General features: G+C 68.2%; 14 protein-coding genes. 7 read left to right on the top strand and 7 right to left on the bottom strand.

The genetic code is table 11. The annotated features are described in order from the left end of the window. Nucleotides 1-35 precede the first annotated feature (35 nt). From cobS to cobU, 3 genes are read right to left on the bottom strand one after another with little or no spacing between them, the layout of a single operon-like run. A complete protein-coding gene (cobS, locus tag LOS78_RS13085) occupies nucleotides 36-803 on the bottom strand; it encodes an adenosylcobinamide-GDP ribazoletransferase (protein WP_230377008.1) in 768 nt (255 codons plus the stop codon). Then, nucleotides 796-1752 carry a nicotinate-nucleotide--dimethylbenzimidazole phosphoribosyltransferase gene (cobT, locus tag LOS78_RS13080; protein WP_230377006.1) on the bottom strand — a complete coding sequence of 319 codons (957 nt, stop codon included), beginning with the start codon at nucleotides 1750-1752 and terminating at the stop codon, nucleotides 796-798. The genes cobS and cobT overlap by 8 nt, the downstream gene beginning before the upstream one ends. After that, on the bottom strand, nucleotides 1749-2282 hold the full coding sequence (gene cobU, locus LOS78_RS13075) for a bifunctional adenosylcobinamide kinase/adenosylcobinamide-phosphate guanylyltransferase (RefSeq protein ID WP_230377004.1): 534 nt from the start codon (nucleotides 2280-2282) through the stop codon (nucleotides 1749-1751). Before cobU ends, cobT begins: the two co-directional genes overlap by 4 nt. 138 nt (nucleotides 2283-2420) lie before the next feature. On the opposite strand from cobU, the gene LOS78_RS13070 reads away from it, so the two are divergent. The 6 genes from LOS78_RS13070 to LOS78_RS13045 all read left to right on the top strand — a co-directional run bounded on the left by LOS78_RS13070 (nucleotide 2421) and on the right by LOS78_RS13045 (nucleotide 8543). Continuing rightward, nucleotides 2421-4025 (top strand): peptide ABC transporter substrate-binding protein, encoded by a 1605-nt coding sequence (locus LOS78_RS13070; RefSeq protein WP_230377002.1) that lies wholly within the window; start codon nucleotides 2421-2423, stop codon nucleotides 4023-4025. A 64-nt stretch (nucleotides 4026-4089) separates the two neighbouring features. Next, on the top strand, nucleotides 4090-5007 hold the full coding sequence (oppB, locus tag LOS78_RS13065) for an oligopeptide ABC transporter permease OppB (protein WP_028712096.1): 918 nt from the start codon (nucleotides 4090-4092) through the stop codon (nucleotides 5005-5007). 3 nt (nucleotides 5008-5010) lie between these two features. Continuing rightward, entirely contained in the window at nucleotides 5011-5934 is a 924-nt protein-coding gene (locus LOS78_RS13060; RefSeq protein ID WP_028712097.1) for an ABC transporter permease subunit, read from the top strand. Between the two features lies 1 nt (nucleotide 5935). Beyond that, nucleotides 5936-6991: an oligopeptide/dipeptide ABC transporter ATP-binding protein gene (locus tag LOS78_RS13055; RefSeq protein WP_230377000.1), complete on the top strand. Its 1056-nt coding sequence runs from the start codon at nucleotides 5936-5938 to the stop codon at nucleotides 6989-6991. After that, nucleotides 6988-8001, top strand: coding sequence for an oligopeptide/dipeptide ABC transporter ATP-binding protein (locus tag LOS78_RS13050; protein WP_230376998.1), 1014 nt, complete (start codon nucleotides 6988-6990; stop codon nucleotides 7999-8001). Before LOS78_RS13055 ends, LOS78_RS13050 begins: the two co-directional genes overlap by 4 nt. A gap of 56 nt (nucleotides 8002-8057) precedes the next feature. Next, a complete protein-coding gene (locus tag LOS78_RS13045) occupies nucleotides 8058-8543 on the top strand; it encodes a HugZ family protein (RefSeq protein WP_230376996.1) in 486 nt (161 codons plus the stop codon). Nucleotides 8544-8582: 39 nt separating this feature from the next. Here LOS78_RS13045 and LOS78_RS13040 read toward each other — a convergent pair whose 3' ends face one another. Both LOS78_RS13040 and LOS78_RS13035 read right to left on the bottom strand, forming a co-directional pair. Next, complete coding sequence (locus LOS78_RS13040) at nucleotides 8583-10877, bottom strand: right-handed parallel beta-helix repeat-containing protein (RefSeq protein WP_230376994.1); 2295 nt, start codon at nucleotides 10875-10877, stop codon at nucleotides 8583-8585. A 140-nt stretch (nucleotides 10878-11017) separates the two neighbouring features. Continuing rightward, complete coding sequence (locus LOS78_RS13035) at nucleotides 11018-12610, bottom strand: lysine--tRNA ligase (RefSeq protein ID WP_028712102.1); 1593 nt, start codon at nucleotides 12608-12610, stop codon at nucleotides 11018-11020. Between the two features lie 89 nt (nucleotides 12611-12699). On the opposite strand from LOS78_RS13035, the gene LOS78_RS13030 reads away from it, so the two are divergent. Beyond that, nucleotides 12700-13122: a tellurite resistance TerB family protein gene (locus LOS78_RS13030; protein ID WP_028712103.1), complete on the top strand. Its 423-nt coding sequence runs from the start codon at nucleotides 12700-12702 to the stop codon at nucleotides 13120-13122. Here the strand turns inward: LOS78_RS13030 and LOS78_RS13025 are convergent. Next, nucleotides 13119-14570, bottom strand: coding sequence for a D-alanyl-D-alanine carboxypeptidase (locus tag LOS78_RS13025; protein ID WP_230376993.1), 1452 nt, complete (start codon nucleotides 14568-14570; stop codon nucleotides 13119-13121). The two genes, LOS78_RS13030 and LOS78_RS13025, sit on opposite strands and share 4 nt — an antisense overlap. Beyond that, complete coding sequence (locus LOS78_RS13020; protein WP_028716920.1) at nucleotides 14567-15172, bottom strand: nicotinate-nucleotide adenylyltransferase; 606 nt, start codon at nucleotides 15170-15172, stop codon at nucleotides 14567-14569. The genes LOS78_RS13025 and LOS78_RS13020 overlap by 4 nt, the downstream gene beginning before the upstream one ends. Nucleotides 15173-15174 lie beyond the last annotated feature (2 nt).

Here is a 15174-nt window from a genome sequence, read left to right as displayed (position 1 = left end):
GGCGGTCAAGAAAAAGCAAAGCGACGTAACGGCGCTTAGGCCAGCGCGGTCAGGGCGACCAGCCCCGCGACCTCGCCCGCCTGCTGCATGGCGCCCAGAACGTCGCCGGTCTGCCCGCCGAGCCCGCGCATCGCCCGCCGCGCCAGCCAGAGCTGCGCCGCCGCCATGGCCGCCGCCGGCAGAAGCCAGGCCGCCGGCGGATGCGGCAGGCACAGCGCCGGCGGCAGCAAGGCCGCGGCGCCCAACGCCAGCGCCGCTGCGACGGCGCCGCGCCCCGGCCGGCCCGCGGCATGGCCCAGCCCGTCGCGCCGCGCCGGCGGCATCAGCCCCAGCCCCGCCGCCATGCCGGCACGCGAGGCCGCCGCCATCCCGGCCAGGGCCGCCGCGGCCAGCCACGGGTCGCCGAACAGCGCCGCAACCGCCGCCACGCGCAGCCCGATGGTCACGATCAGGGCCAGGACGCCATAGCTGCCGATGCGGGAATCGCGCATGATCTCCAGCCGCCGCTCGGGCGTGGCGCCGCCGCTGCCATCCGCGAAATCGGCCAGCCCGTCTTCGTGCAGCCCGCCGGTGACAAGGATCATGGCGCCCACCGTCAGCAGCGCCGCGACCGGTGCCGGCAACCCGGCAAAGGCGGCCAGCGCCAGAACGGCGGCGCCGATCAGCCCGACGGCCAGCCCCGCCAGCGGAAAGGCCCAGGCCGCCCGCGCCAGGGCGGGCGGCGTCGCGGGCAACAGTCGCCCCGCAGGCAGCCGGGTCAGCCAGACCAGCGCCAGCGCCGCCTCGGCCGGAAGCCTAGCCAATCCCGGCCTCGGCAAAGGTGGCCATGCCGTTATGGCATTCCAGCGCGGCGCGCAGGATCATCAGCGCCACCGCCGCGCCCGAGCCCTCGCCCAGGCGCATGTCCAGCGTCACCACCGGCTTCTTCTGCATCACCGCGATCAGGCGGCGATGGCCCGGCTCGGCGCTTTCATGGCCGATCAGGCAATGGTCCAGCGCGTTGCGGTCGTTGACCAGCAGCACGCCCGCCGCCGCCGAGCAGATGAACCCGTCCAGGATCACCGGGATCCCCAGCTCGCGCGCCCGGATCACCGCGCCGCAGATCGCCGCCTGCTCGCGCCCGCCATAAGAGCCCAGGATCGAGGCCGCCGTCGCAGCGCCCTTGTGGCGCTTGAGCCCGGCCGCGACGGCGCGCAGCTTGTTGGCCATGACCGCGTCGTCGGCGCCGGTGCCGGGCCCGACCCAGTCCTCGGCCGTGCCGCCGAAGGTCGCCGCCGCCAGCGCCGCCGCGACGGTGGAATTGCCGATCCCCATCTCGCCCAGCAGGATCACGTCCGCCTCGGGGTCCACGGCGTTCTTGCCGGTCTGGATGGCGGCGACCAGCTCGTCGACCTCCATCGCCATGCCTTCGGTGAAATCCCCGGTCGGCCGGTCCAGGTCCAGCGCGATGACCTGCAGCTCGGCCCCGGCCAGCCGGCAAAGCTGGTTGATCGCCGCGCCGCCCTTGCGGAAATTCTCGACCATCTGGGCGGTGACTTCGGCCGGGAAGGCGTTCACGCCCTGCCGGGTGATGCCGTGATTGCCGGCAAAGACCAGCGCCTGCGCGCGCTCGATCGCCGGCCGCTCGCGGCCCTGCCAGCCGGCCATGAACACCGCCAGCTCTTCGAGCCGGCCCAGCGAGCCGGGGGGCTTGGTCAGCTGGTCCTGGCGGTCGCGGGCGGCGGCGGCGGCGGTCTCGTCGAACTCTTTCACGATGTCCCTCTTTGCGGTTTGAGGCGTAGCGGCAGGCCGCTGACGGCCATCCAGACCTCGTCCGCGACCCCGGCCACCGCCTGGTTCATCCAGCCATGCTCGTCCCGGAAGCGGCGGGCAAGCGCATTCTCGGGCACGATGCCCAGACCCAGCTCGTTCGTCACCAGCACCACGGGGCTTTGCTGCGCGCCCAGCACCGCGCAAAGCCGGCGCACCTGCGGGTCGGGCCGATCCTCGTCGGCCATCAGGTTCGACAGCCACAGCGTCAGGCAATCGACCAGCCGCACCCCCTGCCCGTCCGTGCGCGCCAGCGCGCTGGCCAGATCGCGCGGCTCCTCGACCGTCTGCCAGCCGGTGCCGCGCCGGTCGCGGTGCCGGCCGATACGCTGCGTCATTTCGTCGTCCCGGGCTTCGGCCGTGGCGATGTAGATCCGCGCGCCCGGGTGACGGGCGGCGATGGATTCGGCCAGCGCGGACTTGCCCGAACGGGCGCCGCCGGTGACCATGGTGATGCGCGGATCGCTGCTCATGTCCGTGTTGTTTCACATGGGCGGGCCCTGCGAAAGCCGGAAATCTCTCTTGCTGTCTTACAGGTTTTGGGCTCAATTTCGGTCATCCGCGCGGCATGGACAGCAAGAACCGCGCTATGAACAACAGAGAGGTGCCCCATGATCCGACTGTTCCTGACGACCGCTCTGGTTGCAGGCATGGCCCTGCCTGCGCTGGCCGTGAAGCCCGCCGAGGGCGAGAAGCTGGCCGAGAACCAGTCCTATACCTTCTGGCTGCTGGATGCGATCAAGACCGCCGACCCGCAGAAGAACACCGATGTCGAGGGCTCGGACATCATCCGCCAGCTCTTCGAGGGCCTGCTGAACGAGGACGAGAAGGGCGCGCCGGTTCCCGGCGTCGCGACCGGCTTCGACCTGTCCGAGGACAAGCTGACCTATACCTTCCACCTGCGCCCCGCGGCGAAATGGTCGAATGGCGATCCGGTCACCGCGCATGATTTTGTCTATAGCTGGCGGCGGCTGGCCGATCCGGCCACCGCCAGCGAATATGCCTGGTTCATGGAGCTGATGAACGTCGAGAACGCCACGGCGGTGGTCAAGGGCGAGAAGACGCCCGAGGAGCTGGGCGTCAAGGCCGTGGACGACCACACGCTGGAGGTCAGGCTGACCACCCCCACGCCCTATTTCCCGAAAATGGTCACGCATGGCTCGACCTTCCCGGTCCACCAGAAGGTGGTCGAGGCCGAGGGCGACAGCTGGACCCAGCCCGGCAAGCTGGTCGGCAACGGCGCCTATGTGCTGAAAAGCCACGACCTGGGCGTGCAGATCAGCATGGAGAAGAACCCGGAATACTGGGACGCGGACAATGTGATCATGGAGCGGATCAAGGGCCTGACGGTGAACGACAACAACGTCGCGCTGACCCGCTATCAGGCGGGCGAGCTCGACCGCGTGCAGATCCCGGCCGGGCAATATCCGCGGCTCAAGGAGCAATTCCCCGACCAGGCGGTCTCGATTCCCTATTCCTGCACCTATGCCTATCTTCTGAACGTCAGCGAGAAAGGCCCCGAGGCGCTGAAGGACGTGCGGGTGCGCAAGGCGCTCAGCTATGCCATGCAGCGCGACGTGGTGGTGAACCAGATCCTGCAGGGCGGCCAGAAGCCGGCCTATAACTGGACGCATTGGGCCATCGAGGGCTTCCAGATGCCCGAGATCGACTATGCCGGCTGGTCCCAGGCCGAGCGGCTGGAAAAGGCCAAGGCGCTGCTGGCCGAGGCCGGCTACGGTTCCGACAAGCCGCTGAAGCTGACCCTGCAATACAATACCGACGAGAACCACAAGAAGATCGCCGTCGCCGCGCAGCAGTTCTACAAGCAGATCGGCGTCGAGCTGACGCTGAACAACGTGGAATGGAAGGTGCATACCGACCGCATGCAATCGCAGGATTTCGAGATGGCCCGCTATGCCTGGTGCGCCGACTATAACGAGGCCTCGACCTTCCTCGACTATTTCCGCAGCACGGGCATGAACTACGGCAAGTATTCCAACCCGGAATTCGACAGGCTGATGGACCAGTCCAAGACCTCGGAAGACCCGAACGAGCAATATACCGCGGCCGAGAAGATCCTGGCCGAGGACATGCCGCTGGTCCCGGTCTATCAATATTCCAAGGTCGACATGATCCGCGACGACATCAAGGGCCTGCCGACCGAGAACGTGATGAACGACTGGTATGCCAAGGACATCTACCGCATCCAGAAATGACCCCCGGGGGTGGCCGCGCGGCCGCCCCTGAACACGTCCGGCACCTGTCATCGGGAACCTGCGCATGTTCGGCTTCATCCTGCGGCGGCTCGCGGTCGCCATTCCGACGCTGCTTCTGCTGATCGTCGTCTCGTTCCTCTTGATGCATGCCGCGCCCGGCGGGCCCTTCACGCAGGAACGCGCCCTGCCGCCGCAGGTGCTGGCCAACCTGAACGCGAAATACGGGCTGGACGAGCCGCTCTGGCGGCAGATCGCGGGCTATGTCTGGGGGATCGTGGCGCATTTCGACTTCGGTCCCAGCTTCGTCTATCCCGACCGTTCTGTGAACCAGATCATCGCCGCCGGCTTTCCGGTGACGCTGACCTATGGCGGCATCGCCTTTGTCGTGGCGGTGGCGGTCGGCGTGGCCCTGGGCGTCGCGGCGGCGATCCGGCAGAACAGCTGGATGGACTACCTGGCCGTCGGCATCTCGATCGGCGCGCAGGTGCTGCCGAACTTCGTCATGGCGCCGCTGCTGGTGCTGGTCTTCACGCTGTGGCTCGGCTGGCTGCCGGGCGGCGGCTGGGGCGGGCCGATCTACTGGATCATGCCGGTCGTGGCGCTCTCCACCAGCTTCATGGCCTCGATCGCGCGCATCACGCGGTCCTCGATGCTTGAGGTGCTGGGCTCGAACCATATCCGCACCGCCCGCGCCAAGGGGCTGCCCGAACGCGCGGTGATCCTGCGCCATGCCTTGAAGCCCGCCATGCTGCCGGTCATCAGCTACCTTGGCCCCGCCTTCGTCACCATGATCACCGGATCGGTGGTGATCGACATGTATTTCTCGACCGGCGGCATCGGCCGCAGCTTCGTCGATTCGGCGCTGAACCGCGATTATGCGGTGATGATGGGGATCACCATCCTGGTCGGCGCGCTGACCATCCTTTTCAGCCTCGTGGTCGATGTGCTCTACGCCTGGATCGACCCGAAGATCCGGTATTGAGCCATGATCGACAGCCGTCAGATGCAATCGCTGGCCGCGCGGCTTGCCGAACCCGAGGTCAGGGGCCGCAGCCCCTGGGCCGACGCCCGCCGCCGCTTTCGCCGCAACAAGGCCGCCATGGTCAGCCTGGCCGTGCTGGTCCTGGTCGGGCTGTTCGCGCTGCTGGGCAACCAGCTGGCCGCCTGGTCGAACGAGGAGATGGACTTCTCGATCATGGGCCAGGCCGCGCAGCTCGGCGCGCCCAGCTGGTCGAACGGGCATTATTTCGGCACCGACGACCTGGGCCGCGACCTGTTCTCGCGCACCGTGCAGGGCACGCAGGTCAGCCTGATGGTCGGGCTGATCGGCGCCGGCATCGCGGTCGTCGTCGGCACGCTTTACGGCGCGACGGCAGGCTATGTCGGCGGGCGCACCGATGCGGTGATGATGCGCGCGGTCGATGTGCTGATGTCGATCCCCTACATGTTCGTGCTGATCCTGCTGCTGGTGGTCTTCGGCCGCTCGATGTCCATGCTGTTCCTGGGCATCGGCCTGATTTCCTGGCTGGACATGTCGCGCATCGTGCGCGGCCAGACCCTGAGCCTGAAGAACCGCGAATTCATCGAGGCCGCCCGCGCCACCGGCGTCCCGGCATGGCGGATCATCCTGCGCCATATCGTGCCGAACCTGATGGGCGTGGTCGCGGTCTATGCGACGCTGCTGGTGCCGCTGATGATCCTGTCGGAAAGCTTCATCAGCTTCCTGGGCCTTGGCGTGCAGGAGCCGCTGACCTCCTGGGGGGCACTGATCTCCGAAGGGGCGGGGACGATGAACTACGGCACGCTCTGGCAGCTGGCCTTTCCGCTGTTCTTCTTCTGCATCACGCTGTTCGCCTTCTTCTTCGTCGGCGACGGCTTGCGCGATGCGCTGGACCCGAAGGATCGCTGACATGGCGCTGCTGGAAATCCGCGACCTGACCGTGCGCTTCGCCACCACCGACGGCGAGGTCTCGGCCGTGAACGGAATCGACCTGGACGTGGAACGCGGCCAGACGCTGGGCATCGTCGGCGAATCGGGCTCGGGCAAGTCGCAACTGGCGTTCTCGATCATGGGCCTGCTGGCGCGGAACGGCCGCGCCTCAGGCTCGGTCCGCTTCGACGGCACCGAGATCCTGAACGCCCCGCCCAAGGTCCTGAACCGCATCCGCGCCCGCCGCATCGCCATGGTGTTCCAGGACCCGATGACCAGCCTGAATCCCTATATGCGCGTCTCGGACCAGATGGCCGAGGTGCTGATGCTGCACAAGGGCCTAGGCAGGCGCGAGGCGGTGGCCGAGGCGGCGCGGATGCTCGACGCGGTGAAGATCCCCGACGCGCGCGGCCGCATCCGGCTGTATCCGCATGAGTTTTCCGGCGGCATGCGGCAGCGGGTGATGATCGCCATGGCGCTGCTCTGCCGTCCGGACCTGCTGATCGCCGACGAGCCGACCACGGCGCTGGACGTGACCGTGCAGGCGCAGATCATGGAACTGCTGGCCGATCTGCGCCGCGAATTCGGCATGGCGATGATCCTGATCACCCATGATCTCGGCGTGGTCGCCGGCGCCTGCGAGCGGGTGATGGTCATGTATGGCGGCAGGGTGATGGAGCGCGCGCCGGTCGGGCCGATCTTCGCCGACCCCGCGCATCCTTATACCCAGGGCCTGCTGGCGGCGATCCCGCGCGTGGACCAGAAGGGCGAGCGGCTGACCGCCATTCCCGGCAGCCCGCCCAACATGACCAACCCGCCGCCCGGCTGCCCCTTCGCGCCGCGCTGCGCCTATGCCATGCCGGTCTGCGAGACCATGCCGCCGCTCGACCCCTTCGCGCCGGGGCGCGAGCGGGCCTGCCATGCCGGCCTTGCCGCGGTGCGCGCCGGCCATGCCCCGCAGCCCGACCTGCCCGAGCCCGCCGCCGCCGATCTGGACGAGGCGCCGGCCGGGATGCTTCAGGAGGCCAAGCCATGACCGCCAAGCCGCTGATCGAGGCGCGCGACCTGCGCGTCACCTTCCAGCTTCCCGCGCAAGGCGCCCTGCCCTGGGCCAGGCCGCGCCTGCTGCATGCCGTCGGCGGGGTGGATTTCACCCTGATGCCGGGAGAGACGCTGGGCATCGTCGGCGAATCCGGCTCGGGCAAATCGACCTTGGCGCGGGCGCTGACCGGCTTGGTCCCGGCGACCGGCCGGGCGATCTGGCAGGACGGCACCGACCTGATCGGCCTTTCGGCGCGAGGGATGCTGAAATACCGCAGCCAGATCCAGATGGTGTTCCAGGACCCGCTGGCCAGCCTGAACCCGCGCATGACCGTCGGCCAGATCATCGCCGAGCCGCTGACTACCCATCACAAGCGCCTGGGCCGCGACGAGGTCAAGCGCCGCGTCAAGGACATGATGGACCGCGTCGGCCTGCTTCCGAACCAGATCAACCGCTATCCGCACGAATTCAGCGGCGGCCAGTGCCAGCGCATCGGCATCGCCCGCGCCCTGATCGTGCAGCCGAAGCTGGTGATCTGCGACGAGCCGGTCTCGGCGCTGGACGTGTCGATCCAGGCCCAGGTCATCAACCTGCTGGACGAGTTGCAGCGTGATCTGGGCCTGGCGCTGATCTTCATCGCGCATGACCTCTCGGTGGTGAAGCATATCAGCGACCGGGTGCTGGTGATGTATCTGGGCCGGGTGATGGAGCTGGCCGGGTCGCAGGCGCTCTATGCCGATCCGCAGCATCCCTATACCCAGGCGCTGCTTTCGGCCGTGCCGATCCCCGACCCGCAGTTGGAACGCGACAAGCGGATGATCCCGCTGCGGGGCGAGCTGCCCTCGCCGATGAACCCGCCCTCGGGCTGCGTGTTCCGCACCCGCTGCCCGCGCGCGCAGGCCCTCTGCGCCGCCGAGCGGCCGGCGCTTCTGGGCGACGGCCACCTGACCGCCTGCCATTTCCCCGGCGCGCTGCGTCCCGAGGAACTGGCGGCGAGCGCCTGACCCATGCCGTCAAAGACCGGTTGCCGGCCGGGTCGGGACCGGCGCAGCATGGCGCCATGAAGATGGACCCGATTCGCGAAACCACCGACGAGGCCCGCGCTCTGGCCCGGCAATTGCTGGAGGGCGCGCGCCATGCCAGCCTCGGCACGCTCGACCCCAAGACGGGCGTGCCGCTGGTCACCCGCATCGCCTTGCAGACCGATGCGGACGGCACGCCGCTGGCCCTGCTGTCGGGACTGGCGGCGCATACCCGCGCGCTGGCGGCCGACCCGCGGGCCGGGCTGCTGATCGCGGCCGAAGCGGCCAAGGGCGACGCCATGACCCATGCGCGCCTGTCGGTCCTCGGCCGGGCCGTCCCCGCCGACCCGGACCAGGACCGCCGCGCCCGCTGGCTGGCGAAGGATCCCAAGGCCAAGGTCTATCTCGACCTGCCGGACTTCCGCTTCTGGCGCATTGAGCCGCTTTCGGGCCTGCTCAATGCCGGTTTCGGGCAGGCGTTCAGGCTCCGGCCGCCGGACATGCTGAAACCCCCGGCAGAGTGATCCGCCGGGAGCCTTGGGAGAAATCCTGAAAGGACCGCCTTAGTCCGGGTTGTCCATCCGCGCCCGGATGCTGACCGCCCCCCGCGCCGCCGCGTTCCAGTTCAGCGCGATCTGGCGCTGGTTCGCCGCCAGTTGCGTCTGCACCCAGGGCATCTCGCTGATCCGGGCGTTGGCGGCATTGGTGATGGCGCTGGTCGCGACCACGGATTCGACATTGCGCACCCAGCCGTTGAAGGGCAGCGCCTTGTCCACGGTGATCAGCCAGCGATTCGAGGCCGTGGCCTGGCTGTGGGTGATGTCCACCGGGTTGGCGACATAGGTGTTCACGCCGTTGAACATGTTGCCTTGGAACTGGATGTTGCGCATCCGCTGATAGTTCAGGTCGGCAAAGGTGGTGTCCACCCGGTCGATGCGGGTGATCTTGTTGAACAGCGACTTGAACACATTGCCCATCACCGCCAGGCCGTGGATGAAATGACCGGTGCCGTAGGGCTTGACCACCAGCCAGTTGAAGCCCAGCGTCGTGTTCGAGGCGAGGAAGGTGTTCCCGGTGATGGTCAGCCCGCCGAAGGAATATTCCTCGCCCTCGAAATTCGGGCGGGGGTCGTGCTCGTTCGTCCACTCGATCGAGCAATTGTCGATGTAATTGCCGGTCACCGTGGTCTGCACATTGGTCTGGGTCAGGATCAGCCCGCCGAAGCGCACGCCGTTCTGGGCGTTGTCGCCCTGGAACCAGTGATTGCCCTCGATCATGTGGCCGCCGCCGTTCATCACCGCAAAATGCGCGAAGCGGATGAAGCGGCTGTGGCGGATCTTGGTGTCGTTGTTGTTGACGTTCAGCGCGACGGTGGTGCGGTTCTGCGCCAGGTCGCCCATCTCGTTGGACAGGAACTCGCAGCGATCGACCAGCATCCCCTGGCAGGCCGAGCCGATCGAGGTGATGCCGCGATCCCTGGGCCGGGTGAAATAGCAGTCGCGGAAACAGTTCATGTTGCCGGTCTTGGCAAGCATGACGCCGCTGGCATTGCCCTCCAGCAGGAACTCGATATCGTCGAAATTGAAGCGGCTGAGCTGCTCCATGTCCGAGAAATCAATGGTATAGCGATAGCGCGTGAAGGTATAGCTGCGCGTGCCCTGCCCGCCGTAAAGCGGCTGCGACAGCGTCAGCGTGCCGGCCGCCACATTCCGGGCCATGACATAGACCTCGCGCCCGACGCCGTTGCCGCTGACGCGCGAGCCGACCTCGATATTGGCGATATTGCCGACCGCGGAAAGCGTCAGCGACTGGCCGGGATTGTAGGTCGCGACCGAGCTCACCACCCGGCTGTCCCAGGCCGGGCCGGGCACGATGCTGATCTGGCCATTGGCGATGACCCGGCGGTTGGCAAAGCTGGTCATGCCCGGGGCCGAGCCGGGAATGGTGATCGGCTCGACCAGATGCACGTTGCGGCCGCACAGGTCCAGCATGGAATGGTCGGTAAAGCCCAGAAGCGCCTGCAGCGCGCGTTTCATCCCCTCGGTCTCATCGCCGAAGGCTGCGGCATAGGTCGGGTAGTCGAAGCTGCGCGTCAGCGCCAGCCGCGCCGCGCGCGGCATGGTCAGCGTGCCGACGAAGCGGACGGGCGCGGACAGGCTCAGGTCCGAGCCGATGAAATACCGGCCCTCGGGCACCAGCAGCTGACGCCCGGCGGCGGCCTGGTCGGCGGCGACAAAGGCCCCCCGGTCATTGGCCACGCCGTCGCCGATGGCGCCGAAATCGCGCACGTCGACCCAGTCCAGCATCCCCGGCACGAAGGCCGCCGTCACGTCCTCGATGACGATGCTCTCGATGCGGATCGAGCCGTTGTTGTCGCCGGTCAGGTCCAGGCCGAAATGGCCGAAGGCGGCATTGCGCCCCCAGGGCATGTCCACGCCCGCACGCCGGCCGGTGCCGACGATGGCCGAGACCTCGACCACCTGCCCATAGCCCGGCAGCGTGGCCGCGGGGCCCATCTGGGTCACGCCCGCGACATTCTCGCCCGCGGCATTGCCGGCGAAGGCGGCGATGCGCACCTGCGGCAGGTTGCCGGCGATGGCCTTCACCCGCGCCGAGACGCGCAGATAGCTGCCGGGATTGATCGGCGTGCGCTGCATGTAGCGGATGGATGTCACCGTCTCGAGCTTGAGGATTTCGAGACAACTGCCGAAATCCTCGTCCGCCGGGACGACCGCCGCGTTCGCCGCACCCGCCCAGGTCGGAGACCCGGCCCGGCCATCGGTCTGGGACCACTGATTCAGGCCCAGCCGGAAGGCGCGCGGCATCAACGACTGGTTGCCGATAATCGCAATGGTCATGCCAATTTCTCCCTATTCCAGATCATGCGAGGCGGATGCCCGCGCGGTCTGTCAGGACTCTGGCAATGTCGCGTTAACCGGTCGTTAACCATGCGCGCGCGGCAACGCGGCCGCGCGCAACATGAGATTCCTGCGCAGGATCAGGCGGTTGCCTCACCCGCCAGCTCGCCGGCCAGTGCCCGCTCGATCAGCGCCCGCGTCTCGTCCACGCCGTAAAGCGCGATGAACCCGCCGAAGCGCGGCCCCTGATCGGCACCCAGCAGCACCTGGTAGAGCGCCTGGAACCAGTCCTTCATCGGCTCGAACCCATGCTCGCGGCCGATGGCGAAGACCATGGTCTGCAGGGCCTCGGCATCCGCCGGCTGCTCCCAGGCGGCCAGCCGTCCGGCCAGATCCTCCAGCGCCCGGCGCTCGATCTCGGAAGGCTGGCGATAGGTCCGGGTCGGGGCGACGAAATCGTTGAAATAGCGCACGGCGAATTCGGCCGCCTGGTCCAGCGCCGGGTTGGTCTCGGGGCTGGCCTCGGGCGCATAGCGGCGGATGAAGCCCCAGAGCCCGGTCTTGTCCTTGGCACCCGCCACCGAGGCGAGATTCAGCAGCATCTGGAACGGCACCACCATGTCCGATTCCGGCACCTTCCCGCCATGGATGTGCCAGACGGGGTTGGCCAGCTGCTGCTCGACCGTCTGGTCGGGATAGGCGCGCAGCTGCTGGTGGTATTCGTCCACCGCCTTGGGGATGACGTCGAAATACATCCGCTTGGCGGTCTTGGGCTTCTGGAACATGAAATAGCTCAGGCTCTCGGTCGCCGCATAGGTCAGCCATTCGTCGATGGACAGGCCGTTTCCCTTGGACTTGCTGATCTTCTGACCGTGCTGGTCCAGGAACAGCTCATAGGTGAAATGCTCGGGCGGCCGCCCGCCCAGGATCTTGCAGATGCCGTCATAGATCGGCGTATTGGTGCTGTGATCCTTGCCATACATCTCGAAATCGACATCCAGCGCCGCCCAGCGGGCGCCGAAATCCGGCTTCCACTGCAGCTTCACATGGCCGCCGGTGACCGGCAGGGTCAGCTCCTGCCCGTCCTCGTCGTCGAAGGTGATGGTGCCGGCTTTCGCATCGACATGCTTGATCGGCACGTAAAGCACCTTGCCGGTCTTGGGGCTGATCGGCAGGAAGCAGGAATAGGTCTGCTGGCGTTCCTCGCGCAAGCTGGCCAGCATCACTTCCATGATGGCGTCGTATTTCTCGGCCGCTTTCAGCAGCGTCTCGTCGAACTGGCCCGACTTGTAGAATTCGGTCGCGCTGATGAACTCGTATTCGAAACCGAAAGTGTCCAGGAAGCGGCGCAGCATGGCGTTGTTGTGCCCGCCGAAGCTGTCATATTCGCCGAACGGGTCCGGGACGGTGGTCAGCGGCTCCTGCAGGTGCTGGCGCAGCATCTCCTGCTGGGGCACGTTGTCGGGCACCTTGCGCATGCCGTCCATGTCGTCGGAAAAGCAGAACAGCCGCGTCGGGATGTCCGAGATGATCTCGAAGGCGCGGCGGACCATGGTCGTGCGCGCCACCTCGCCGAAGGTGCCGATATGCGGCAGGCCCGAGGGGCCGTAGCCGGTCTCGAACAGCACATAGCCCTTTTCGGGGTCCTTCTTCTCATAGCGTTTCAGCACGCGGCGGGCCTCCTCGAAAGGCCAGGCCTTGGATTTCATCGCGGCGTCACGCAGGGCGGTCATTTTCGGGTCTCCATTGGCTCGGAACTTCCCCGTATTGAAACGCTGGCGGATGGTCAATAATTACCCCCGGAAACGCAAGGAGAAATGCCATGACCGACAGCCTGCCCTCGTTCTCGCCCTGCGACGCGCTGGTCGCGGTCATGGTGGCGGTCTCGGCCTCGGACCAGAACCCGCGCACCGCCGAACTGCTGGCCATCGAGCGCGCGGTGAACCATACCCCGGTCTTTGCCGATTACGACATCGACCGCATCCGCGCCGTGTCGCAGACCGTGGTGACGCTGTTCGAGGAAGAGGACGGGCTGGACGCCCTCTTCGGCCTGGTCCGCGACGCGCTGCCGGAAAAGCTCTATGACACCGCCTATGTGCTCGCTTGCGACGTGGCGGCCTCGGACGGAAGGCTGGGCGAGATCGAGGCCGAGATGCTGGCCGAGATCCGCGACCAGCTCGATATCGAGCGCCTGCACGCCGCGGCCATCGAACTGGCGGCCCGCGCCCGGCACCGCCTGCTCTAGGGCCTGCCCTCAAGCTCGGGCGCGGCCGTGGCGATCGCCGGGGCGCCGAACTCGCCGACCCAGCCCTCGATCAGCGCCTGTTGCAGGGTCTTGGAGCGTTTGGTCCAGCCCGTGACGCCTTCGGGCAGCTCCTGCCCCTCGCTGGCCGCGCGGCGCGGCTCGTCGCCGGTCAGGATGGCGAAGGCCAGCTCCCGCCCGCCCGGGCGCTGCGCATAGCCGGCCAGGTTCGAGACGAAGTTCAAGGTGCCGGTCTTGGCCTCGACGGCGATGTCGCTTTGCTTGCGCTTGCCCTGCGCGTCCCGCAGCGGGATCGTCTTCATCAGCCCGCGCAGCCCCCGCGCCGCGCCCGGCCCGGCGACCAGCTGCGCCAGCACGCGCGCCGTGACGCGGTTCCGGGGCGACAGGCCGGAATGGTCGTGAAAGGCGAAGTCGCCGGCGATCCCCTGCCCGCGCAGCCAGTCCGCCATGGAAGCGGCCGAGACCGCCGTATCGCCCGCCCGGCTGGCGGCCAGCCCGATCACCTCGGCGGTCAGGTTGGTGGAATATTCCATCATGTCGCGCACGATCCGGCGCAGCTCGGGGCTTTCGTGGCGCGCGATCTCGACCCCCTCGGGCAGGATCTCGATCACCTCGGGATTGGGCAGCGCCAGCCCGCGCGCCCGGCACAGGGTCTGGAACACGTCCCCCGCATAAAGCTCGGGGCGGCGGACCGGCAGCCAGCGGCTGCCGGACTTGCCGAGGCTGCGCCGCGCGATGGTCCAGCTCTCCAGCTTGCCCGCCTCATAGGTGAACAGCGGCAGGGCCCGGTCCACCGCGGCGACGGAGGCCGTATAGGCCCGCGGCGACAGTTTGCGGCCCCGCGCCTGCAGGGACAGCTGATAGCCCTTGTCGCCGCGCCGCCAGTCCAGATGCACGCGGTTGAAGTTCAGGATCATCCCCGAGATCGAGGGGTTGTAGGGCAGATGCTCGTCCTGCGCCGGGTCCAGCCGGCCGATGCGCGGCAGCGCCCCGCCCCAGACGGCAAGGGCGGTCGGCGCCGCGCGGCCCGCGGCCTGCTCGTCCGCGACGGTTGCCGCGGCCAGCGCGTCCAGCGCATCCGTGTCCAGCACCGGATCGCCGCCGCCCGCCAGGATCAGCGTGTTGCCGGCGCGAATGACCCGGGTCGCGAAACGGTGCCCCTCGCCCAGCCGGTCCAGCGCGTAAAGCGCCGTCACCGCCTTCAGCGTGCTGGCCGGCGCCATCGGCCCGTCCGCCTGCCGTTCGGCCATGAGCTGGCCGGAGGCGGGGTCGATCACCGCCCAGCCCACCGCGCCGCCCAGGTCGGCCCCGGCCACCAGCGCCTCGGCGTCGAAGCCGGCGGGCGCCGCCTGCTGCGCCGCCGCCATGCGGGGCGCCAGCGCCAGCAGCCCCAGCCCGGCCATGAAGCCACGCCGCGTCCATCCGTTCATGCGCGTCCTTTCGGCCCCAGCGCGCGGATCGCGGTGGAGCTCAGCTTGTTCAGCGGCAGGTTTATCATCGCCCAGGCCGGCGGCCTAGCGCGCGCGAGTTCACGGGCGCGCGACTCGGGCAGCCGCGCGCGCCACAGCATCCGCGCCGCGCGCGAGAACCGCGCCGGCATCCGCCAGCCCGGCCGCGCGATCACGCCGATCGGCACCCGCGCGGCGATGTCCTGCCAGCGGTCCCAGCGGTCGAACTGCACCAGGTTGTCCGCCCCCATCAGCCAGACGAAGCGCACGCCGGGATAAAGCCGTTGCAGCGCGGCGATGGTGTCGCGGGTCATGCGGGTGCCCAGCCGCGCCTCGATGCCGGTGACCTCGACCCTGGGATCGCGCATGATCCGCCGCGCCCGCGCGATGCGTTCGTCCAGCGGCGCCGGGCCGTGTGGCTTCAGGGGGTTGCCGGGGCTGACCAGCCACCAGATCCGGTCGAGGCCGAAGCGGCGCAGCGCCTCCTCGGTGATATGCGCATGGCCTTCATGCGCCGGATCGAACGAGCCGCCCAGAAGACCGACCGTCATCCCCGGCCGGGCGATGGGAAAGCCTGCCCGCATGC

This window comes from Paracoccus sp. MA (genome assembly GCF_020990385.1).
GTDB lineage: Bacteria > Pseudomonadota > Alphaproteobacteria > Rhodobacterales > Rhodobacteraceae > Paracoccus.
This window is presented reverse-complemented; position numbering and strand designations above follow the sequence as displayed.